The organism is Nocardia carnea (genome assembly GCF_029868855.1).
Classification (GTDB): domain Bacteria; phylum Actinomycetota; class Actinomycetes; order Mycobacteriales; family Mycobacteriaceae; genus Nocardia; species Nocardia carnea_A.
In genome coordinates, this window is record NZ_JARWOV010000309.1 from 1 (window position 1) to 21,397 (window position 21,397).

The 21,397-nt window shown below is 66.6% G+C and carries 20 protein-coding genes and 2 pseudogenes; 7 read left to right on the forward strand and 15 right to left on the reverse strand.

What is annotated here, in order from left to right:
* The 3 genes and pseudogenes from QH195_RS31950 to QH195_RS31960 all read right to left on the reverse strand — a co-directional run.
* Positions 1 to 493, reverse strand: a pseudogene (locus QH195_RS31950) (hydroxylase); the annotation flags it as partial.
* 39 nt (positions 494 to 532) lie between these two features.
* Complete coding sequence (locus QH195_RS31955; RefSeq protein WP_280438124.1) at positions 533 to 1,717, reverse strand: Rieske 2Fe-2S domain-containing protein; 1,185 nt, start codon at positions 1,715 to 1,717, stop codon at positions 533 to 535.
* Between the two features lie 117 nt (positions 1,718 to 1,834).
* The gene (locus QH195_RS31960; protein ID WP_280438153.1) at positions 1,835 to 2,872 is read right to left on the reverse strand and encodes a 2Fe-2S iron-sulfur cluster-binding protein; all 1,038 of its coding nucleotides are present in this window, start codon (positions 2,870 to 2,872) and stop codon (positions 1,835 to 1,837) included.
* A gap of 294 nt (positions 2,873 to 3,166) precedes the next feature.
* On the opposite strand from QH195_RS31960, the gene QH195_RS31965 reads away from it, so the two are divergent.
* The gene (locus QH195_RS31965; protein WP_280438125.1) at positions 3,167 to 3,967 is read left to right on the forward strand and encodes an IclR family transcriptional regulator; all 801 of its coding nucleotides are present in this window, start codon (positions 3,167 to 3,169) and stop codon (positions 3,965 to 3,967) included.
* Between the two features lie 166 nt (positions 3,968 to 4,133).
* Here QH195_RS31965 and QH195_RS31970 read toward each other — a convergent pair whose 3' ends face one another.
* From QH195_RS31970 to QH195_RS31980, 3 genes are all read right to left on the reverse strand, one after another.
* A complete protein-coding gene (locus QH195_RS31970) occupies positions 4,134 to 4,550 on the reverse strand; it encodes an FAD-binding protein (protein ID WP_280438154.1) in 417 nt (138 codons plus the stop codon).
* Positions 4,551 to 4,637: 87 nt separating this feature from the next.
* On the reverse strand, positions 4,638 to 4,994 hold the full coding sequence (locus tag QH195_RS31975) for an FAD-dependent oxidoreductase (RefSeq protein WP_280438126.1): 357 nt from the start codon (positions 4,992 to 4,994) through the stop codon (positions 4,638 to 4,640).
* Positions 4,995 to 5,217: 223 nt separating this feature from the next.
* Positions 5,218 to 5,976 (reverse strand): SDR family NAD(P)-dependent oxidoreductase, encoded by a 759-nt coding sequence (locus QH195_RS31980; RefSeq protein ID WP_280438127.1) that lies wholly within the window; start codon positions 5,974 to 5,976, stop codon positions 5,218 to 5,220.
* A gap of 133 nt (positions 5,977 to 6,109) precedes the next feature.
* Between QH195_RS31980 and QH195_RS31985 the strand changes: the two genes are divergently transcribed.
* The 6 genes from QH195_RS31985 to QH195_RS32010 are packed head-to-tail and all read left to right on the forward strand — an operon-like array spanning position 6,110 to position 12,142.
* A complete protein-coding gene (locus tag QH195_RS31985; protein ID WP_280438128.1) occupies positions 6,110 to 6,910 on the forward strand; it encodes an enoyl-CoA hydratase-related protein in 801 nt (266 codons plus the stop codon).
* A complete protein-coding gene (locus tag QH195_RS31990) occupies positions 6,907 to 8,073 on the forward strand; it encodes an acyl-CoA dehydrogenase family protein (RefSeq protein WP_280438129.1) in 1,167 nt (388 codons plus the stop codon). The genes QH195_RS31985 and QH195_RS31990 overlap by 4 nt, the downstream gene beginning before the upstream one ends.
* On the forward strand, positions 8,070 to 9,176 hold the full coding sequence (locus tag QH195_RS31995; RefSeq protein ID WP_280438130.1) for an acyl-CoA dehydrogenase family protein: 1,107 nt from the start codon (positions 8,070 to 8,072) through the stop codon (positions 9,174 to 9,176). The genes QH195_RS31990 and QH195_RS31995 overlap by 4 nt, the downstream gene beginning before the upstream one ends.
* The gene (locus QH195_RS32000) at positions 9,173 to 10,453 is read left to right on the forward strand and encodes a CaiB/BaiF CoA transferase family protein (RefSeq protein ID WP_280438131.1); all 1,281 of its coding nucleotides are present in this window, start codon (positions 9,173 to 9,175) and stop codon (positions 10,451 to 10,453) included. Before QH195_RS31995 ends, QH195_RS32000 begins: the two co-directional genes overlap by 4 nt.
* On the forward strand, positions 10,450 to 11,169 hold the full coding sequence (locus QH195_RS32005) for a GntR family transcriptional regulator (protein ID WP_280438132.1): 720 nt from the start codon (positions 10,450 to 10,452) through the stop codon (positions 11,167 to 11,169). Before QH195_RS32000 ends, QH195_RS32005 begins: the two co-directional genes overlap by 4 nt.
* A gap of 4 nt (positions 11,170 to 11,173) precedes the next feature.
* Positions 11,174 to 12,142 (forward strand): alpha/beta hydrolase, encoded by a 969-nt coding sequence (locus QH195_RS32010; RefSeq protein ID WP_280438133.1) that lies wholly within the window; start codon positions 11,174 to 11,176, stop codon positions 12,140 to 12,142.
* Between the two features lie 42 nt (positions 12,143 to 12,184).
* Here the strand turns inward: QH195_RS32010 and QH195_RS35330 are convergent.
* From QH195_RS35330 to QH195_RS32050, 9 genes and pseudogenes are all read right to left on the reverse strand, one after another.
* Positions 12,185 to 12,490, reverse strand: a pseudogene (locus tag QH195_RS35330) (sugar-binding domain-containing protein); the annotation flags it as partial.
* Positions 12,491 to 12,654: 164 nt separating this feature from the next.
* On the reverse strand, positions 12,655 to 14,124 hold the full coding sequence (locus QH195_RS32015; RefSeq protein ID WP_280438134.1) for an FAD-dependent oxidoreductase: 1,470 nt from the start codon (positions 14,122 to 14,124) through the stop codon (positions 12,655 to 12,657).
* A 213-nt stretch (positions 14,125 to 14,337) separates the two neighbouring features.
* Positions 14,338 to 15,597, reverse strand: coding sequence for an NAD(P)/FAD-dependent oxidoreductase (locus tag QH195_RS32020; protein WP_280438135.1), 1,260 nt, complete (start codon positions 15,595 to 15,597; stop codon positions 14,338 to 14,340).
* Between the two features lie 3 nt (positions 15,598 to 15,600).
* Entirely contained in the window at positions 15,601 to 15,921 is a 321-nt protein-coding gene (locus QH195_RS32025; protein WP_280438136.1) for a 2Fe-2S iron-sulfur cluster-binding protein, read from the reverse strand.
* Between the two features lie 9 nt (positions 15,922 to 15,930).
* Complete coding sequence (locus QH195_RS32030; RefSeq protein WP_280438137.1) at positions 15,931 to 17,169, reverse strand: cytochrome P450; 1,239 nt, start codon at positions 17,167 to 17,169, stop codon at positions 15,931 to 15,933.
* Between the two features lie 33 nt (positions 17,170 to 17,202).
* Positions 17,203 to 18,108 carry an SDR family NAD(P)-dependent oxidoreductase gene (locus QH195_RS32035; protein WP_280438138.1) on the reverse strand — a complete coding sequence of 302 codons (906 nt, stop codon included), beginning with the start codon at positions 18,106 to 18,108 and terminating at the stop codon, positions 17,203 to 17,205.
* Between the two features lie 33 nt (positions 18,109 to 18,141).
* On the reverse strand, positions 18,142 to 19,089 hold the full coding sequence (locus QH195_RS32040) for an SMP-30/gluconolactonase/LRE family protein (RefSeq protein WP_280438139.1): 948 nt from the start codon (positions 19,087 to 19,089) through the stop codon (positions 18,142 to 18,144).
* A 543-nt stretch (positions 19,090 to 19,632) separates the two neighbouring features.
* The gene (locus QH195_RS32045; protein WP_280438140.1) at positions 19,633 to 20,685 is read right to left on the reverse strand and encodes a hypothetical protein; all 1,053 of its coding nucleotides are present in this window, start codon (positions 20,683 to 20,685) and stop codon (positions 19,633 to 19,635) included.
* A 310-nt stretch (positions 20,686 to 20,995) separates the two neighbouring features.
* A complete protein-coding gene (locus QH195_RS32050; RefSeq protein ID WP_280438141.1) occupies positions 20,996 to 21,385 on the reverse strand; it encodes a VOC family protein in 390 nt (129 codons plus the stop codon).
* Between the last annotated feature and the right edge of the window lie 12 nt (positions 21,386 to 21,397).

The following is a 21,397-nucleotide window of genomic DNA, read 5'->3' on the forward strand; positions in this document are numbered from 1 at the left end:
GCAGGCCCTGCGGCGGCATCAGCGGTTTCCCGTCCGCGCCGCCCACCATCGCGCCGAGGAAGATCCAGTCGCAGTGGTCGGTACCGGAGGAGAACTGCCAGCGGCCGTTCATCACATAACCGCCGTCGGCCGGCACCGCGACACCGCCGGGCATGTACGGCGAGGCCTGCCAGGTATCGCTGTCCGTGCCGAGAATCTCTTCCTGCACCTTGGGATCGGCGAAGGCGAGCTGCCACGGATGCACCCCCACGATTCCGCCCACCCAACCGGCGGAACCGTAGATGCTCGCGGTCTTCATCACGGTTTCGGCGAACTCACGCGGATGCGCCTCGTAGCCGTTGTATTCCTTGCGCTGCAACAGCCGGATGATCCCGGCATCCTTGAGGCCTTTGGCCATATCGTCGGGCAGGCGGCCGAGGGATTCGCCCTCCTCGGCGCCGGCCCGGATCTCGTCGGCGAGGGCGACGATCTTGTCGAGTACTTCGTAGGACATCGGAACTCCTGGTCCAAACTACTGAAGGGGGTGGGGTGCTCAGGAGGCCGCGGATGCGGCCTGGCGATGCGCCGGTATGGCACTGCGCCCGGCTGCCAGGTTCGCGTCGACCTCGGCCTGCCAGTTCTGCAGGGCGCGTTCGGTATCGATTTCGAACTCGAACCGGTTCACCATCTCCGGCTTGATGTCCTCGACGTCGACATAGAACTGCTCGTACCAGCGGCGCAGCTGGTATACCGGACCGTCTTCCTCACACAGCAGCGGGTTGTCGATGCGCGATTTGTTCTTCCAGATCTCCACGTCCTGCTCGAAACCGATCGCGACACCTTTCGCCACGGCGGCGGCGACCTGCTCGGCCGCGGCGTCATCCATCCCGGTCGGCTTCTCCACCATCACGCCGTACTGCAGCCGGAACGAGGTCGAGGTGATCGGATAGTGGCAGTTGATGAGGTAGATATTCGGCTCGCCGGCACCGGCCCGGCCACCACTCCACAGCTTGTCGACCATGTAGGAGGGCCCGTAATACGTAGCATCGGACTGGCTCTCGGTGCTGTAGTTCGTGCTGGTACTGACTCCCACCGCATCAGCACGCGGGCGGGACCGCATGATCTGGGTCGCGGTATGCCCCTCGAAGACATTCCGGAAATAGGTCGGCATGCCGTAGTGGACATAGAAGAAATGCGCCATATCGACGACGTTGTCCACGATCTCGCGGCAATGCGAGCCCTCGACCACGATCGAATTCCACACCCAGTCCGTCCACCCCGGATCTCCGTAGGTCGAGATCTCCGGAATGGCCAGCTCAGCCGGCGGCTTAGCGCCCCGGGGATCGTGCCAGATGAAGAGCTGTCCGCTGACTTCCATGGTCGGCCACGCCTTGGTCCGGGCCAGCGGCGGAACCCGCCGGGCATACGGTATGGCTGCGCATTTGCCGTCCCCGCGCCACCGCCAGTCGTGGAATGGGCACGCGATATCGTTGCCCTTCACGGTGCCGTGGGCCAGATTCCCGCCCATATGCGGGCAGAAGGCGTTGAGAACGTTCAGCTTCCCGTCCTCGCCGCGAAACACAACCAGCTCGGTGCCGAACGCGGAGATCTGGTGTGGCCGGCCGTCGGAGAAGTCGCGGGAGAGACCGAGGCAGTGCCAGCCCCGGGCGAAACGCTGAGGTGGCGTGCCGGTGTCGATGACACGGACTTCGTTGCCGGTGTCGGTCGTGGAACTCACGGTACCTCCTGGTCAAATGATCGCGACCGCAGAACTTGCCGCATTGAGTCCAGCTTCGCAGCCGGACACGGCGTGTGACGCGGGTCTCCTGCTGAGTGGGAGGCTTTCCCCACCTGCTCAGTACTCGATCGAGAGCTCGTCGCTCACCGGCTCGGCCTGGCACGCCAGTATGTAACCCTCCGACAGGTCGTCGTCGGTGAGGATTTCGTTGTGCACCATATTGACCCGGCCCGATTTGAGCGAGCAGACGCACGCGCTGCATGCCCCTTCCCGGCACGAATAGGGGGCTTCGAGACCGGCGTCGAGCAATGCGTCGAGAAGTTTCCGACCGGGGGCCCAAGGCACCCAGTGTTCAGCACCATCGAGTATCACCCGCACCTGGCAGACGATCTCGCCGCGTTCGCCCGATTCGGTCCGAGCGAGAGCCGGCGCGTCGGCGAACGGGTCTTTGCGCAAGGAGAGAAAGCGCTCCGAATGCACCCGAGCCCCCGGGAAGCCCACTTCCGCGCACACCCGGGTGGTGAGATCCATGAGCGGTGCGGGTCCACAGATGTACACAGCCCTTTCCGCGAACGGCCGCAACAGTGTGGACAGCAGGCGTCGGCTCGGATAGCCCTGCACCGACTCGAGGATGTGGACCACGTGAAACCGATCCCCGAACCGCGACTCCAGCGACCGCAGTTCCGCCGCGAAGATCACCGCCGCCTCATCTCGGTTCGCGTAGATCAGTACGACATCACCGCTGCCGCCGATCAAGATGGATTTCGCGATGGCGATGACGGGGGTGATTCCGCTGCCGCCAGCCACCAAGACCACCGGGTCGTCGAGCGATCCGGGGACGAAGGCACCCGCGGGCGGCAGTACCTCGAGCTCGTCACCGGCCGAAACGGTGTCGCAGAGCCAATTGGAGCCGTGTCCGCCCTCGACTCGTTTCACCGTGAACTTGAGTGCGACGTCGGTGTGTGGCGAACTCGACAGCGAATAGCACCGCCCTGATCCGCTGCCGATATCCGGAACGCGGACGGTCAGGAACTGGCCGGGCCGATAGTCGAAGGACCGTGCGTCCTCGGGATCGGGTTCGACGACGAACGAGCGTGCGTCCGCGGTCTCGTCGATCACCTCGACCACCCGAACGCGGCGCGCACGCGAATCCATGGCGTCAGCGTCCTCGCGGACCGGCGAACCGACACTGGTCTCCGTGGGCATCCGCTCTCCTTGTCGTCGTGTCCCGCCCGTAATGCGCCGGGCCGGAATCGGGCCTCCGGCAGGGTACGGCCTGGGCCGACGCCATATGGGCCGGCGTCTCGCTGATCGGGAGACTCGCTCGGCAGCGGACGGGGGCGGATGCGATGGTCGGTGCCGACGCTGGTCACGGCGCTTTGAGAGATGTCCGCACACCGGAGTACCGTGACTCATGTCACAGGGTTGTGATGTGTGTTGGGAGGTCCTATGAGAACATCGAGCTCCACCGGAGTACCCGTCTCGGTCGTCGAGCGGATATCGCTCGTTCTGGAGACATTCAACGGGGTAGGTCCGCTCACCCTGGCCCAGGTCACCTCCCGCACCGGGCTGCCGCGCTCGTCGGTCCATCGGCTTCTGGAGCAGCTGACGACCTCGGGCTGGCTGGCACGCTCTCCCGAGCAGACCTACGAGCTCGGGGTCAAGGCTTATGAAATGGGGCAGGCCGCGCTGAACCAGAACCGCCTGCTGCACGGCGCCCGTCCGGTCATGCAGGCGTTCGCGCACCGCACGGGTCTCACCATCCAGCTGGCCGTCCTCAATCGCGGCGACACCGTCTACTTGGCCAAGGTCAACGGGCGCTCGTCAGGACCCACACCGACCGCCGTAGGCCAGCGGATACCCGGCCATCTCACCGCGGTGGGCAAAGCGCAGCTGGCGTTCGCCGACCAATCCGGTCGCCGGTCGGTCTTCGGCGAGCTGCAGCGCATAGGCGGCGGCGCACTGATCCGACGCACTCCGCAGAGCGTGGCCACCGACGCGCAGCTCGAGGACGATCTCGCCGCGGTACGCGATCGGGGCGCGGCATTCGATCGAGGCGAGGCGTTCGCCGGTCTCGGGTGCGTCGGTGTCTCCCTCGGGCCGCCGGACCACGTCTACGGCAATCTGGCCGGTATCTCGGTCTGTGCGCCGGTCACCTCGCTCGATTTCCGAACGCTCGTCGGCCAGGTCCGGGTGGCAGCGCGAGAGATCTGGGATCGGTGCGTCGCCGCGGACCTCGCGTCCCATTAGCGCTCGGGCGCCTCCACACCAGCACGCCGAGAGGCCGTAGAGAGCGGATAAACCGCCACGGTTTCTCCGCCGTGTATGGTGGTTCGCTCAGCCGTCCGCCCACCCTGATACGGGCCGGCCGCGATGCCAGTGTCCGGCGCCGCGGCCATTTCCTTGGTGCGCCGAGTCAGGACGCAGCCACGGCGTCCGGTTCGCCGAGTCGTGCGGTTATATCTGCTGCCGCGGGGTAGGCCATCACCATGCCGGAACCCGGTGGGACGCCTGGACCCGGATAAGCGGCAGTCGGCATGTTCTGCCAGCGCTTGCGCAGTTCGGCCGACCGTTCGAACCCACCCGCGGCAAGGAGTACGCCGCCGCGCGCCTCGATCCGCGTTTCCACACCGTCAACGTCGGTCGCCACCACTCCGGTGACCCGTCCCGATTTTTCCTGCACGAGGCGATCGACCCGTGTCGACAACAGCAGGTCCGCGCAGCCCGTCGCGTCCAAGGCGAGCACCAACCGGGCGATCCAGGCCTGACTGCCGTCCAGTACAGAGCGGTCGGCCGGGAGGCCGAACTGATCGGCAGCCACCGTCGGTCGCACATCGGTCAACCGATCATCGACCTCGTCCGCCGAAATCGACTGGGCGAAGATACTGCGGCCGGTGGCGCTTCGCCCGGGGGCGTCGAATCAGTCCGGGAAGGGACGGTGTTCGAGCGGGATACCGACAGTGTTCTCGAGGAAGTCGGCGACAGCCGGCCCGGTTTCCAGGTATGCCCGCTGCACCTCCGGCCGCGTGCGGTCGCCGACGACCGCGCCGAAATAGGTCAGCCCCTTCTCGATGGAGTCCTCCACGCCCTGCCGGGCCAGTACATGGTTTCCGGGTAGCCACACGCTGCCACCCGAATACGCCGAGGTCCCACCGAAGCGGTCCGTTTTCTCGATCAGGCAGGTCGACAGACCGCGGTGGTCGGCGGCCAGCGCACCGGCGAGAGCAGCGCCACCGGAGCCCACCACTACTACCTCATAGGTTCGGCCCCAAGTCATCTCGACTGCACTCCCTGTCACAGTTCTGGGTGAGATGCCGCGACGTTAGAGCAGAGATGCGCCGCGGAAACGGTCCGCTCCCGCTGAGTGGTCACACCGACGCACTCAGCCGCGCACCAGCTCGAAGCCGCATCCCGCGGTGCAGAACTCCGTCGATTTCACCAGGTCGGTGACCCGAATGGCACTGAGCGCAGAGTCGTTGCCGCCGGAACCGGTTTCCCGGTCATCGGGTCTGCGACCCACCGTTGAAGTCCAGGGTCTGGCCGGTCATCCCCCCGGACTCGTCGGAGGCCAGATACGCGCAGAACGCCCCGACCTCGATCGGGTCACCGAGCCGACCGATCGGAATGGTCGCGAGGATCTTGTCGATCATCTCCGGTGTCATCTTCTCCATCAGGTTGGCCTGGTGGCCGAGCGCGACGATATTCGCTGTCACCCCGAACTGGCCAGTCTCCGCCGCCAGGTGACGGATGAAACCCTCGATACCGCTCTTCCCGGTGGCATACATCGACACATTGATGTTCTGACCGGTCCGCGCCGATCCCGAGGAAATCTGCACGATGCGGCCCCAGCCGGCATCGCACATTCCGTCGAGCACGGCTTTGATGCAGTTCATCGCCCCGTAGATGTTCAAATCAATCGACGGCGGCCACTGCTCGGGGGTGAGCTCCCGGAATGGCCTGGCGACCCGGTCCTCCGCGATTCCCGCATTGTTGACCAGGATGTTCACCTGCCCGCTCAGTTCGGCCTCCGCCGAACGGACGGCCGCGACGGTCGCCTCGTAGTCGGTGACGTCGAACGCCTTGGCGATCGCCTTGTGGCCCTCGGCAACGATCTTGGCGGCCACACGCTCCGCACGATCGGCGAAGAGGTCGTTGACGATTACCGCCGCCCCCTGGCGCGCGAGCACTGTCGCGATTCCTTCGCCCACGCTCTGACCTGCTCCGGACACCAGGGCGATCCGCCCGTTCAACTCGAACACGAGTGCTCCTTTCTGCCCGCCGCCCGGCGTATCCGGGGGCGCCCTTATCTGCTGCTCACTCTCCGGGCGGACCCAACAAATTGTCAATCATTATTGGCTTTTATTTTGGATCCAATCTGCTACGGTCGGGAACATGACGCCAGACGATACGGTCGGCGCCCCACCCGAAGCCTCGGTTTTGACCGAGTTCACCGGTGGTGTAGCGCAGCTGACCCTCAACAACCCCCGCCGCAAGAACGCGATCACCTTGGAAATGGCCGCGCTCATCGGCGAGTTCTGCGATCAGGTGGAGAGCGATTCCACCATCGGCGCGGCTGTCATCCGCTCGGCGGGCACATACTTCTGCAGCGGTGCGGACACCCGCGATCTCGCCGCCTCCTCCGCCGACCCGGCTTCACCCGACGCCGTTCGCCGCACTTCCGCGGTCTACGGCGCCTTCGTGCGAGTCGGTTCCCTCCCCGTCCCCACAATCGCCCGGGTGGTCGGCGGCGCCGTCGGCGCCGGTCTCAATCTCGCGCTCGCCACGGACGTCATGGTGGTGACCCCGGATTCGGTGCTGGAGAGCGGCTTCCTGGCCCGCAACATCCATCCGGGTGGCGGACACCTCGCTCTGCTCGGTCGCGCGGTCGGCTGGTCGCGGACCGTGGCGCTGGCAGCGTGCAGTCGTCCGATGACGGGCACCGAGGCTGCCGCCTGCGGGCTCGCCTACGCCGCTGTCCCGGAAACCGATCTCGACACGCTCATCGCCGAGCTCACCACAGCACCCGCCGCCGACCCCGAACTCAGCCGTCGGATCATGACCAGCGCCCGACTCGAGCTCGGCCCGCCGGCCGTCAGCTGGTCGTCGGCACTGGAGATCGAGCGCGGCGTGCAGATGTGGTCGATGTCGCGCAAGGGACAGAAGTCGTGGTCGTCGCGGGGCCCGGGCCGATGACCGCCACCACCGCGGAAGCCGGTTCGCCGATCGCCGAGAATACGGAACTCCAGTCGTTGCGCGCCGACGTGCGCGCGTTCCTGGCCGAGGAACTCGCGGCAGGCACTTTCGTCCCGGCCGTGGACAATTGGATGAGCGGTTTCGATCCGGCGTTCAGCGCGCGGCTCGGGCGGCGCGGCTGGCTCGGGATGACGATGCCGACTGCCTACGGCGGACACGGCAGGTCCCCGGTCGAACGTTTCGTCGTGACCGAGGAACTACTCGCCCACGGCGCACCCGTCGCCGCGCACTGGATCGCCGACCGGCAGATGGCGCCGGGTATCCTCGCCAACGGCACCGAGGAACAGAAGCAGCGCTACCTACCCGGAATCGCCTCGGGCACATTGTTCTTCGCGATCGGGATGAGCGAACCCGATGCCGGTTCCGATCTCGCCGCAGTCCGCACCCGAGCCACCGCCCACGATGACGGTTCCTGGACCCTCAGCGGTACCAAGGTGTGGACCACCGGCGCGCATATGGCGCACGCCATGGTGCTGCTCGCCCGCAGCGATGGCGAACCGGGCGATCGGCAGGCCGGACTGTCCCAATTCGTGGTGGACCTTTCCCACCCCGATATCGAGGTGCGGCCGCTGCGCAGTATCGATGGCGAGGCCCATTTCAATGAAGTGATCTTCCACGACGCGCACGTCGGCCCGGACGCCCTGCTCGGCAGCCGTGGCGAGGGGTGGGCACAGGTGATGGGCGAACTCGCCTTCGAACGGTCGGGCCCGGAACGCTACCTGTCCACGATGCCGCTACTGCGGGCCTGGGCCGAGGAACTGCGCCGGGCAGGAGCCACCGCGGAGCAGCGGGTGACACTGGGCTCACTCACCGCCCGCGCCTGGGCGCTGCGCCGGATGTCGCTGTCGGTGGCTGCCGAACTCGCCGCGGGAGGCAGACCTGATGTACGGGCAGCGATGGTGAAGGACCTCGGCTCGGCATTCGAAGGCGATCTCGTGGAGGCGGTGCGGGCCGCTTGTGATGTCGAACCACGGCGCGCAGGCGGTGAGCCGTTCGCCCGCCTGCTCGCCAACAGCATGCTGCACATTCCGGCATTCACACTACGCGGCGGGACGAACGAGATTCTTCGCGGAATCGTCGCCCGCGGAATGGGATTACGATGACCGCACTCAACTCGCAACTGCGCGCGACGACTCAGGCGATGATCGAGCGGGCCGGCGTCGACACCACCACTCCGGCCACCGGCCCGGACGGTGCTGTCTGGACGGCACTGACCGAGGCCGGGTTCACCGGGATCGGGATCCCCGAAGATTACGATGGCAGTGGAGGCACCCTCGCCGACGCGCTCGCGGTCGTCTCGGCCGCGGTCACCGGCGGTGCGCTCACCATGCTCGTCGAACACACGGTCCTCGCCGGCTGGCTCGCGGCGCGCTGCGGTATCTCCCTCGGCGCGCACACCTCGACGATCGCCGTCGCCGATCAGGGCACCGTGATCCGCGAAGCCGAGGACGGCCGGCCGGTTCTGGACGGCTCAGCACGTGCCGTGGTCCACGGCCCCGACGCCGACCGACTGGTCGTCCTGCTCGACCCGCACGCCGCGGACCACCACCCAGCGGTCGCGCTCCTCTCCCCCACAGCCCCAGGGGTCACCGGCTCGTCCGGCGCCGATCTGCTCGGTGCCGCCGTGTCCGATTACGAGTTCGATGCGGCCCCGGTCGAGTCCTATGCCCAATCCCCGGTCGGCGGAGCGGAGCTCGGTCAGCGTGGAGCGCTGGCGTACACCGTGGCGTCGGCCGCGGCAGCCCGTGCGGTCTGCGACCGAACGGTGGACTACGCGGGACAGCGCACCCAGTTCGGCCGCCCGTTGAGCAAATTCCAGGCCGTCCAGCAGCGACTGGCCGGTCTGGCCGGGCTCACCGCGCTCATGGAGACGGCCGCCGAAACCGCAGTCGCCGAGACCTCCGGCGCCGGCCCGGACCGGGCACAAACAGCCGTCGCCGCAGCCAAAGTGGTGACGGCCGAATCGGCCCGTGAAGTCGCTGCCGCGGGCCACCAGCTCCACGGGGCCATCGGTTTCACCGCCGAACATCCGCTCGGCCGATCCACCACCGCATTGCTGTCCTGGCGGGAACGCTATGGCTCGGAACGTTACTGGGCCGATGTCCTCGCCGGCCGCATCCTCGAAGGCGGCGCCGACGTCTGGGATCTCGTGACCGGGTCCGGCCACGAGGACAACAGCGCCGCGGCAGAAGGGAACAATCGATGACCGTCACCACACCACCGCAGGCCGCCGACCATTCCGCCACCCCTGCGATCGACGGCCGCGCGGCATGGCGCGCCGCGGACACCGCCACCGGCAACGGTGTGCTCACTGGGGTGCGGGTACTCGACCTCAGCCGGGTACTCGCCGGTCCCTACACCGCCCAGATCCTGGCCGACCATGGTGCCGAGGTGATCAAGTTGGAGGCTCCCACCGGAGATGAGACCCGCGGTTGGGGCCCGCCATTCCTGGAAGATGGTGCGAGCAGCGCCTACTACGCGAGCCTCAACCACAGCAAGGACAACATCAGTCTCGATCTGCGCACAGACGCGGGCCGCGAAATCCTTGCCCACCTGCTCGCCGGCGCCGATATCGTGATCGAGAACTTCAAGGCGGGGACATTGGCCCGGTGGGGTTTCGACTACGAGTCCGTGCTGAGCGAACGTCATCCGCGCATGATCTACTGCCGGATCACCGGCTTCGGCGTGGACGGACCGATGGGCGGGCTGCCCGGCTACGACGCCGTACTGCAGTCCTTCGGCGGCCTGATGAGTGTCAACGGCTACCCCGACGGCAACCCGCTGCGGGTCGGAATCCCAATCGTCGATATCGTCGCCGCCAATATGGCGGTGAGCGGCATCTTGCTGGCGATGCTGGAACGCGAGCGCAGCGGGCGAGGACAGCTGGTCGATATCACGCTGCTCGACTCCGTCATCTCCATCCTGCATCCGCACGCGGCAAACTGGTTGGCCAGCGGCAAAGTGCCGCAGCGTACCGGCGATTTCCATCCCACGGTCGCTCCCTATCAGGTGTTCCGCGCCGCGGACGGCGACTTCTTCGTGAGCGCGGCCAATGACCGCCAGTTCCGTTCGCTCGTACACACCCTGGCACTAGCCGAACTGGCCGACGATCCTCGGTTCGCCTCCAACGGCCAGCGCTACGCTCACCGGGAAGAACTCGTGGCGCTGCTGGGCGAACGCATCGCCTTGTGTTCACGCGAAGATTTGGGTCGGCGACTCGAGGAGGCCGGAGTACCGGCCAGCCCGGTCCATACAATCGACGAAGCACTGCAATCCGCCCAGGTACGCCATCGCGACCTTTTCATCGACGACGACGATTACCGGGGCGTCGGTGTCCCGATCGCACTGGGCCGGTCGCCCCGGCGACGCCCACGTCCCGCGGTGCCCCGCGGTGCCGATACCACCGCCGTCCTCGCCGCAATGGGCTACCGCACCGAGCGCATCGAGGAACTGCGCGCGGCTGGTATCTTCGGGAACCCGTGAGCAGACCCAGCGCAGACTCCCCGCCCGCCGATCGCGGGCGCGACAGCGAACGGGCGGCGGCACGGGTCGTCGAGGAGATCGAACGACTCATCGTCACCGGCGAACTGCTGCCCGGCCAGCCGATCCGCCAGGTGCTGATGGCCGAACGTCTCGGCGTGAGCCGACTCCCCATCCGGGAGGCATTACGCCAGCTTGCCGCGGCCGGGTTGGTCGACCACGAGCACAATGTGGGTTACACGGTCGCGCGGCTGCAGCAGTCGGATTTCGACCAGATCTACCGGATGCGCGCAGCGCTCGAGCCGGAGATCATCGCCACCCTGCCACGGTTCACCGACGAGGCGCTCACCGAGGTCCGGCGACTCGGCGACCTGGTCGTCGACGCCGCCAAGCGCGGTGATCTCCTCGCGATGCGCTTGCACAACCATGCCTTCCACTTCGCCATCTTCGAACAATCTCCGCTGAACCTGGTCATCACCGAGATACGCCGACTATGGACACTGGCGATGCCGTACCACGCGGCATACCTGTACGACCCAGCCGCCCGCGCCCGGGTCATCGCCGAGCACGACCAGATGATCGAGGCGCTCGGCCGACACGACAACGACCGCCTCGACGAATTGATGAACCTGCACCGCCAGGGCGGTGAGGCAAGTACCGGGATAATGCTCCGCGCCACTCGTACCACAGTGCGGAGACCCCCTGATCGCCAGGAGTAGACCCGTGACCGGACCGACCTACAGCCCCGCTGCAGAACAGCCGATCTGGGACCCCGATGTCGCGGCGCTCATCCCGCCTCGGGGCGGGCGTTCCGGCTCCTTGCGCGCGGTCGGCGTCGAGGGCGCCCGCCGCATGCTGGAGTCGATCGAGCGCCCACCCGGCCCGCAGATGCAGTCTGTCAGCGATGCCACCGCCGACGGTCCGCACGGACCGATCCCCCTCCGCATCTACCGGCCACCGGCCGCGCCAACGGAGCACGCGCCGGCACTGGTCTGGACCCACGGCGGCGGCATGATCATGGGCTCGCTGCACTCGTTCGACCGTCTGGCCCGCGATATCGCCGACGCCACCGGCTCCGTCGTCTGCAATGTCGACTACCGGCTCGCCCCCGAACACCGATACCCGGTCGCCAACGAGGAGGCCTACGCCGCGCTCTGCTGGCTCGTCGACAACGCCGCCGCCTGCGGCGTGGACCCCGACCGGATCGGCGTCGGCGGCGACAGCGCCGGCGGCAGCCTGGCCGCCGCCACCGCCCTGCGCAGCCGCGACCAGAACGGTCCTGCCATCGCCCAGCAGGTGCTGTTCTATCCCGGCATCGAACGCCGCACCGACCGCCCGTCCATGCGGGAATTCGGCGATTCCCCCTTCCTCACCGCCGACGACATCGACTGGATGAAGAACCTTTACCTCGGCAACGACCCGGCCACCGATGACGCTTACGGCGTCCCAGCGCTGGCCGACTCCCTCGCCGACCTTCCTCCGGCCATCCTCGCCGTCGGCTACGGCGACCCATTGCGCGATGCTGTGGAAGCCTACGGCGACCGACTCCGCGCGGCCGGAGTCCCCACCGCCCAACTCCGTTACCCAGGTATGGGCCACGGATTCGCCATGCAGGCACCGTCGGTTGCCCGGGCGCGGGCGGCGATATCGGAGGTGGGCGCTTTGGTAGCGGCTCGATTCCGGGAACTGTAATCGGGTCGTCTCCACGACCTCCCCGATCAGAAGCAACCGGACCGGCCGGAACAATCCGGCACCGGGATGCCACCGGCTACGGGGATGCGCGTGGTCGTCGATCTCCACCCGAATCTCGAGAGTGCCGTCCGCGACGAACTCGGTCAGCTCGTGCACCGAATCACCGTATCCGCTCCGGATCGTAGCGACCGATTGCTGGTTCACGAACAGCTCGGCATCACACTGAACCCCCTCGAATCGCAGGAACACCCGCCGGTTCCGCACGCCACCGCCGGGCGACCGGACTGTCCGATAGAGCTGTATGTGCCGCCGGTAAACCACCCGGCGCCGTGGCCGAGCGCCGGGCACCGATCATCACGTGGTGCGGTAGCCGCACCGGGATCTCGGTGACCCCGCCGCCACGCGGAGAACACCCAGTCGCTCAGCTCGAGCGTTCCGGTCGGGGGAATGCTGCTCGGTCCGGTCATTCGATCGTCCCGTTCCGGGTGCATCGATCGGACCTGCAGAAGGTGTCAGGATACGGCGGCGGCTCGGCCGGCCCGGCGGCCGTAGAAGCTGCCGTCTCCAAGGGACGCACCGCTCACGTAGCCTCCGGCGCTGATTCCCGAGGTACAGCGGCCCGCGGCGAACAGGCCGGGGATCGGATCACCGGAGACGTGCATGACCCGGGAGTCCAGATCGGTGCGCAGACCGCCGAGGGTGAAACCGCCCGTGCGGTTGCGCAGGTCATAGGCCGCCAACGGTGTGCCGATCGGTTTCACCCACTGGGGCTTCTTGCCCAGCAGAGGATCCGCGCCGTCCTTGGCGTGGCGGTTGTATACCTCGACGGTGGCCTGCAGGATCCCGGCGGGGAATCCGATCTCCGATTCCAGTTCTTCGACGGATTCCGCGACCCAGGCGGGCGGCACGCTGCGCATGGCCGCGCTACTCGACACGGTGTTGTTTGCCTCCTCGAGGGCGGTTTCGTCGATGATCAGGAAGGCTTCGTTGTTCTGGCGGATCAAAGTCGACTGGCCGATATGGCTCGGGTAGGAGTCCTCCGGAATGTAACGCTGGCCGCGCCCATTGACGAGGATCCCGCGCGCCATCACTTGCGGATCGGCAAAAATGGCGACCTCGATGGCGTCCATATGTGCCAGCTGGGCGCCCAGCGCCTGCGCAACCCGGATGCCTATACCGTCGTGTTCCTCGATGGCGGCCGCGGGCCGGTTGATGAGCAGCGGAGTGTAGGCCTCGATCATCTGCTGGTTGTAGGCGAAGCTACCGGTTGCCAGCACCACGCCCCGGCGAGCGCGTACATGCACCGGTTTGCCGTAGCGCTTAGCCACCACTCCGGTGACCCGACCGGAGTGGTCCAGGATCAGACGTTGCAGTCGCACATCGTATTCCGCGCGGACTCCCAGGGTGGCGGCGGTATCGATGAGCGGTTTCATCAACATGAACCCGCCGCCGTTCTCACTGGTGTGTTTATCCGCCATCTGCGGCAGATGACCACGCGGCGCAGGAGTGGCGAGAGTGTTGTACGGTGCGGCGTTCTCGCCGCCGGAAAACATCAGCCCCTGATCGGCCGGCGGCTCCCAGCCTGGCTCACCCCAGAATTCCTCTTTGAACGGAACACCTTGCGCCACGAGCCAATCGAAATGCTCCACACTGCCCTGGCAATAGTCATGGATCTTGGCCTGGTCGGCGCCCGGACCCAGCGCGGCCATCAGGAAGCGTTCCATGTTCTCGGGCGTATCGTCGAAACCGAGCGCCTTCTGCAGAGCGGTGCCCCCGCCGAGATAGATGAACCCACCCGACAGTGCCGCCGCACCACCCCAGCCCCCGGTCCGCTCGAGCACCAGCACATCGGCCCCTGCGCGGGCGGCCTCAATCGCCGTGCTCACGCCCGCCACTCCGTAGCCGACCACCACGATATCGGCCTCGTAGTCCCACTCAGCGACCGCGTCGAGCCGGTCGGGGTGGACACTCACATCCGACATTGGTTTCTCCTGTTCCTCCAGAGCGGTGACCGATTCGATGACCGCGGTCAGGGACTATGACTGTGGCAGTTGCCGACGTCGACGGGTGCATCGATCGTCCTGCGTGGTCGCAGGCGGAACCAGTGTCGTTGGAAATGACCGGCACCGGTTCCGGAAATACCCCTCGCTGAGCGAAGGCGATTTCCTTCGCACCGGGCGGCCCGCGGCACACCGTCAAACGGGAGCCAGCAGCTTCTTCAGCGGTACGGTCCTGTCGGACAACTCCTCCGGACCTGGCCGGTGCCCGCGGCTCAGTGCGGCGCGCAGCACCATGAAGTCCGCCGGGGCGTTCACGCATTCGGCGGCGATCAGAAGATCGCCGGCGAAGTACAGGGCGACCCGACGTCGCGGTCTGTCCGGGTCGGTGCGGACCACCACCGATGTGTAATCACCGATCAGGCCGACGATCTGAAGTTTCTGATCGGCCTGATCCGACCAGAACCACGGTGCGGCCGAGGCCGGTGCGGTACTCCCCGCCAGTACCGCGGCCGCGATCTCGGCCTGGGAGGTGGCGTTGTCCACCGACTCCAACCGGTAGTGGCGACCGGTGGTCGGCGACACCCGGGTAGTGCAGTCGCCGATGGCGAGTGTCCAGCCGTCGGATGCAACGCACCGGTCGTCGACCACTACACCGCCTGCACAGTGCAGCCCGAGCTGGGCGGCCAGTTCGGTGCGTGGCTCTGCCCCGATCCCGACCAGTACCGTCGCGGCCGGAACCTCACGGCCGTCGTTCAACCGAACACCGCGGATCCGGCCGCCTGTGGCCACGATCGCCGACGGCTGCGCGTCCAAGACGATATCGGTGCCCATCGCCCGGTGCGCCGCGAGCAGCGTCGCCGCGGTGCCCTCCCCCACCGCACGACCCAGAAGCCGCGGCCCGGCCTCGATCACGGTTACTTCGGCGCCCAAGGTCCGCGCGGTGGCAGCTACCTCCAGGCCGACGAATCCACCACCGATGACTGCGATCGGACCTTTCCGGACCCGCGCGGCCAACACTGTGGCATGGTCCAGGTCCCGCAGGCGCACGACATCACGGTGCTCGCAACCGGGCAGCGCCAGGGTCCGGGCCCGCGCGCCGGTGGCCAGGACCAGCCGGTCGAACTCCCGGGTTTGGGAGCCGTCCTCGCCGGCGAGGTCGATCCGGACACCCGCCGGTGTGCGGGCCACCCGTCCGACCCGCGCACCGGTGACCAGTTCGATCTCCTTGTCGGCGTAGTGCGCGGGATCACGGAGCAGCAGCGACTCGCTGGTTGCCTCACCCTTCAACCACGCCTTCGACAGCGGCGGCCGCTGATACGGCAGCCGCGGTTCGTGGGAGACCAGGGTGATCGCTCCGTCGTAGCCCGTGTCCCGCAGGCGATCCGCGAAATGAACGGCGGCATGTGAAGCACCCACCACCACGATGCTGCCCGGCATCGTTTCCGGTTCGCTCATCGATCAGACCTGCTCATCGGGGATGGTCACGTGCAGATCGACGCCGTCGGCCAATGCCAGCTGACACGACAGCCGTGAATTTTCCTCGCGGTCGGAGGCGGTGCATTCGAGCATATCGTCCTCGTCCTCGCTGGGATCGGGAAAATATCCCAGCTCGGCACGGTCGACGTACACGTGACATGTTGCGCACGAGAGGGTGCCGCCGCATTGTCCGACGATGCCTTGCACACCGTTCTTAACGGCGGTCGACATCACGGAATCACCTACGGCGCCGTCGATCACCTTCACCGCGCCACCGGGCTGTGTGTAGAAAACTTTCGGCATGGGACGCTCCTACCAGGACACGGGCAGATCCGTGACCGCCTGCGTCAAGTTGTCCATATCGATCACGGCCTTCCCTTCGAGCCGCAACCCCGGCAGCCGTTTGAACAGCTCGGCCAGGCCGACCTGCATCTCCATTCGCGCGAGCGGGGCACCGAGGCAATGGTGCAGACCGTAACTCAAGGTCAGGTGCGGGTTGTTCGACCGCCGGATATCGAATGCCCCATCGTCGTCGACAGCCGTACCGTCGTGGTTCGCCGAGGCCGGGTCGACGAGTACGGCCTCGCCTTTCGCAATGGTCTGCCCGTCGAGTTCCACGTCCTCGGTGGCCACGAACGGCACCAGGCCACCACCGCCGGTGACGGCCGACTCCACTGCCATCCGGCCGTGCCGCAGAATCTCCTCCACCGCGGTCGGGGCCAGACCGTCGGGATCGGCGAGGAAGAGTTCGAGTTGATCGCGATTGCTCAACAGTGAATGCACGCCCGCGCAGATGAAGTTCGCCGTGTTGTCGAACCCGCCGATGATGAGTACCAGTGCAATCGGCAGGATCTCCCCGTCGGTGAGGCTGTCGTCTTTGTCCCGGGCATTGGCCAGGTCGCTGAGCAGATCCTCGCGCGGATTCGTCCGGCGTTCCTCGATCAGACCCATCATGTACACGACCAGTTCGGTCATGTTCGCGACGACCTCTTCCTCGGGCATATTCGCCACAGCGAGCGTCGAGGAACTCCACTTCTGGAACTTCGGGCGATCCTCGGGCGGGACGCCGAGCAGATTCGCGAGCATCTGGATCGGCAACGCCACCGCGTAATCGTGAACCAGATTTGTCGGCGCACCCTTAGCGATCATCTCGTCGATGAGGTGGTTCGCGAATTCCACCGCCGAATCTCGCATCGCCTTCACCCGCTTCGGAGAGATCGAGCGCTGCACCAGCTTCCGCAGTTTCGTGTGATGCGGCGGATCTTCGAACTGCAGGGTGGTCTTCAGGAAGTCGGGGAATTCGACGAAGTACGGCACCACCCGTTCGCCTGTCCGGAACGGTTCGCGCACGAACCGGCCGTCGCTCAGCATCTCTCGCGCGGTGGCGTTGCGGTGGATAACCCAGACGTCGCCGCCGAACGGCATGGTCATCTTGGTCATCGGCCGGTCGGCGGCGATGGCGTGGTAGCGGTCGATCGCCTCCGCCGGCGACACCGGCGAGAACGGGTATTCGGTGCTCACGGCATTACCGGCCGTCTCGGTTGTGCTCATCGGATCACTCCAATAGGGGACGCGGGGGGTGGATCAGGAGGCCGGCAGTTGCGCCGGCGCGACCAGCTGCGGAATCGCTTCCGGCGTGATCGCCATGATCGTGTCGAACCGGTCGGCCACGGTTTCCACGGTGAGGCCGGGATCGTGGATGCCCACGGTGTTGACCAGAGCCAGCCGGTTCACGATGCCGCCTGCCACGTTGAACACCTCGCCGGTGACCTCGCAAGAGGGATGCAGCAGGTAGGCGACCACGGGCGCGACATGCTCGGGCAGCAACGCCGTGCGCATGTACTCCATGACATCCGGGGACAGAGTGTCGGCGGCGGCCTCGGCCATCCGGGTGCCGGCGCCGGGCGCGATCGCGTTGACCTTGATACCCGCCTCCAGACCCTCGAGTGCGAGGTTGCGGGTGAGCCCGAACAGCGCGCCTTTGGAACCGCCGTAGTGCGACATTCCCGGGTTCCCCAGCATCGCCTGGGAAATGGTGTTCACGATCCGCGGCGCCTCGGCCTGCAATAGGTGCGGCCAGGCGGCGCGGATGACCCGCAGGGAACCGAAGTAGTGGACGTCGAGGTGCCGCTGGTACTCCTCGTCCGGGACCTCGGCGAACGGCGCCGCCCGCACGATCCCGGCGTTGTTGACGACCGAGGTCAGCCCACCGAAGGTGGTGACCGCCGCATCGACGAGCGCACGAGCACCTGCTTCGGTGGACACGTCACCGGTGCATGCGACGGCCCTGCCGCCGGCGGCGGTGATCTCCGCGACGACCTCCGCGGCCGGGTTGTCACCGTCGACACCGGAGCCGTCGATGCGTGCGCCCAGATCACCGACCACGACCGAAGCGCCGCGGGAAGCCAGCAGCAGGGCGTGCGCGCGGCCGATACCGCGGCCGGCGCCTGTGACGATGACGACGCGGTCGGAGAAGTCCAGTGTTGCCATGATTTCCTCAGAGTTCTGTGGGTTTCGGATGGGTCAGGGGCGGGTGGCGCCGCCGGTGTGCTCGACATCGGCCACCCAGATGGACCCCTGCGCTTCCCGGGCCGACTTCTCGAAGTCGAAAACCTCGAACCCGGCTGTCAGGTAAAGGGTTTTGCGGTCCGGGCCGCCGAGCAGGCAGGCCGAGGCGATACCGTCCTCCAAGGGCAGCGACACGGCGTGAGTGATTCCCTGGTCGGTGAACCGCGCGACGTAACCACCGCCGGGCATGGCCGCCCAGACACCGTCTTCGGCATCGAGACCGATCCCATCGGGCATGAACGGGCAGGTGGCGAACTCACGCGCGTTCGACAGCGTGCCGTCCGCGGCACGATCCATCACGGTGATCTTGAATGCCATCACCTCGGCCGTATAGACCTTGGTGCCGTCGTCGCTGATGGCGATACCGTTCGCGCACATCAGCGGGGCGACCTTCTCCGGCGTCGAGACCGTACCGTCGGGATCCACCACGATCAGCGGCGAGGCCACCGGCTCGTCGCCCTTGAAGATGTCGAATCCGAGCTGGGTGATGTAGGCCCGGCCGTCGGCGTCGACGACCATGTCGTTGGCGGCGGCCAGGGTGTACTGGGAGATATCGGCGTACACGCTCAGGTCGTCCGGCGCTCCGCCACCGTGCAGCAGGACGAGCTTCTCGTGCATCGATACCACGATCAGCCGTCCGTCCGGCAGCCAGCCGAATCCGCCCAGCACGATCGGCACATCGGTATCGGCGGACCGCCCGGTCGCGTCCACCACAACCGTCGCATTGCCGTCGGCATCCAGCGTTTTCAGGGTGCCGGTGTACATATCGGAGAACCAGAAAGTGCCCTCATGCCATCGCGGACACTCCGGCCAGGAATATCCGGACGAGATCCGGCGGGCTCCGCGGGTCGGGGCGCCCGCCGCGGAGACAGCGGCGGCTACGGTTTCGACGGGGTTCGTCATGATGCGGGCCTTCCTAGAGCAGTATTGACGGGGCCGGCGCGTGCCCCACGGTAGGTGGACGGTTCGGGCCGGGATGGGGATCGGGTCGGAACTATGGGTCGTCGCGCCGGGGAGCGTGCGCCTCCGGGCGGCCCGCCCGGAGACCCCTCCATCGGCACGCAATGCGGCCGAGCGGCTGGGCGGCTCGCGACTCCCCACGGCGTGCAAGTGAGCAACCCGATGAACGAGGGCTCCGGTGAACTGCGTCACAAGCACGTGGCATGACAGGACGATAGGGTCTACTGAGAGGGTCGATCGGCGGTCTCCCATTCAGCGGGAGCACTCGTCCCCCGAACAGCGAAACCCGCAGTTCAGACGCCACCGCAACGGGGGTATGGCTCGCCGGCCACCGCGGCACGCACCAGCACAAGCGGACGAACGCCGGTGGCTCCGCGACTGTAGCCGCAGAGCCACCGGCGTTACCGGCTCAGACGACATCGACCTCTATTCCCATGTGGCGGCACGGTCGAGGCTATCGACGGTGGTACCGCACCGAGACGGTGGTCAGTTGATGTCGAGAGGAGCTTCTGCTGGGTACTCGGCGGGCGCCATGGCGTAGGTTTCGGTGAGCAAAGCGATGAAGTCCCGATCGGTCATCGGATCAGCCGGGAAATCGAACTCGATACCGCGGCGCACGAGATCGTCACCGAGAATGTCGAAAACCTTGTCGGCGGTCAGGTCGTCGGTGTGGTCGAGATAGCGGTCGGCGTCGCGCCGGTCGTCGAAGACGAGTGCCGTGTAGTGGAAGAGGGTCCGGACGTCACCGTCGGTGAACCGGCCGATCTCCGTATCATCGTTGCGTACCACCCACTCACCGTTCTCGCCGTGCAACCGCGTATGCATCTCCAACTCGGGCATATCGCGACGATCCCGGGGGCCGTTGGCCTCTCGCCGGTGGTACATCTTCGAATTGTCCGAGAGGACAGCGGTATTCCAGAACGGAGCCGTCAGGCGCTGCGGCGCCTGGTCGGGGCCGTCGGGCCAGTAGGTGAACCCACCGTCGAGGTCGGAATCATAGAAGTAGGTGATCACCTGCGAGGTCTTGACCTCCCACTCATCGAACAGTCCCGATTTCGCCATCACACTGAGCAACCAGATCGGGGTGTCGACCGAACTCATCCCCCGCCAGTTGCCGCTGTCGAAATGGCCTGCGTCGAAGCTGCGCGACGGCACCGCCATGTTGAACAGCATATGATGGGCCATGCCGTAGCGGGCTCCGTGCACACTCTTGGCGTGCTCGAGCAGCGTCCGGCTCAGATAGATATCGCGGATCTCGTCGTAGAAGGCCACCCCTTCCTTGGCCAGATAGCCGCGGAACACCGGTGCGGCGAAATCCGAGAGTTTCGCAACCGGGTTACGGTCGGCCCCACCGGAGACGGCCAGATACTCCTCGGTCGAGGCAAAATGATGGGCCAGCACCAGCGGCCACGGCCCATGATCGGCGATTACCCCGAACAAGGCGGCGATCTCGGCACTCGAGTAGAGGTCGGCGACGACGCTGGGCGGGGCGACCGGGACGAGCGGATGCCTTCTGGGCGTCGACAGGGTTGCGGTCATGATGCTCCTTCTTCCTTCGATCCCGATACCGCGGGCACTGATATCGCGGCTTTCGACGGGCGGCAGTGCTCGTTTCAGCAGGTGTGCGGATGCGGAGCGCCGGGGCAGGGCCGCAGGGACAGCGCTGGTGTTCCCGTGTCCGCGATCCGCACGGACCACGACCGGGCACTTAAGGCGGTCGCCGAGCGGGCCCGGTGCGGTCCGGATGATCCGCCCTCGACGCTAGGACCCACGACCAGCAGAAACCATTACTCCTCCCGCTGAGCGAGAAGTACGGCGGCCGGGTGCGGGACCCCGGCGCAACCAGTTGTCACAGATGTTCGAACAGTTCCAGCACGTGCCCTTCCGGATCCGTGACGAATGCGACCCGGATACCGATTTCCGCCATCGTGGTGGGCGGTTCGGTGACCGTCGCGCCGGCCTCCTCGGCCCGGCGCACAACGTCGTCGAGACCGTGCACCTCGAACCCGATCACCGCCGAACCCGGGGTCGGTGCGGGCCGGTTCTTGTAGTGCAACAACACCAGCGACTGCTCGTTCCCGGCCGGGGAGGTCATGATGATCTCCGCGAGCGGATCGGGACGATTGTCGAACTCGTAACGAGTCCGTTCCACGCGGCCGAACACCTTTGAGTAGAAGTCGAATTGAGCGGGCAGGTCGTTCACCAAGATCTTGGTGAACGCGAAACGAGAACTACACATGTGATTTCCTTT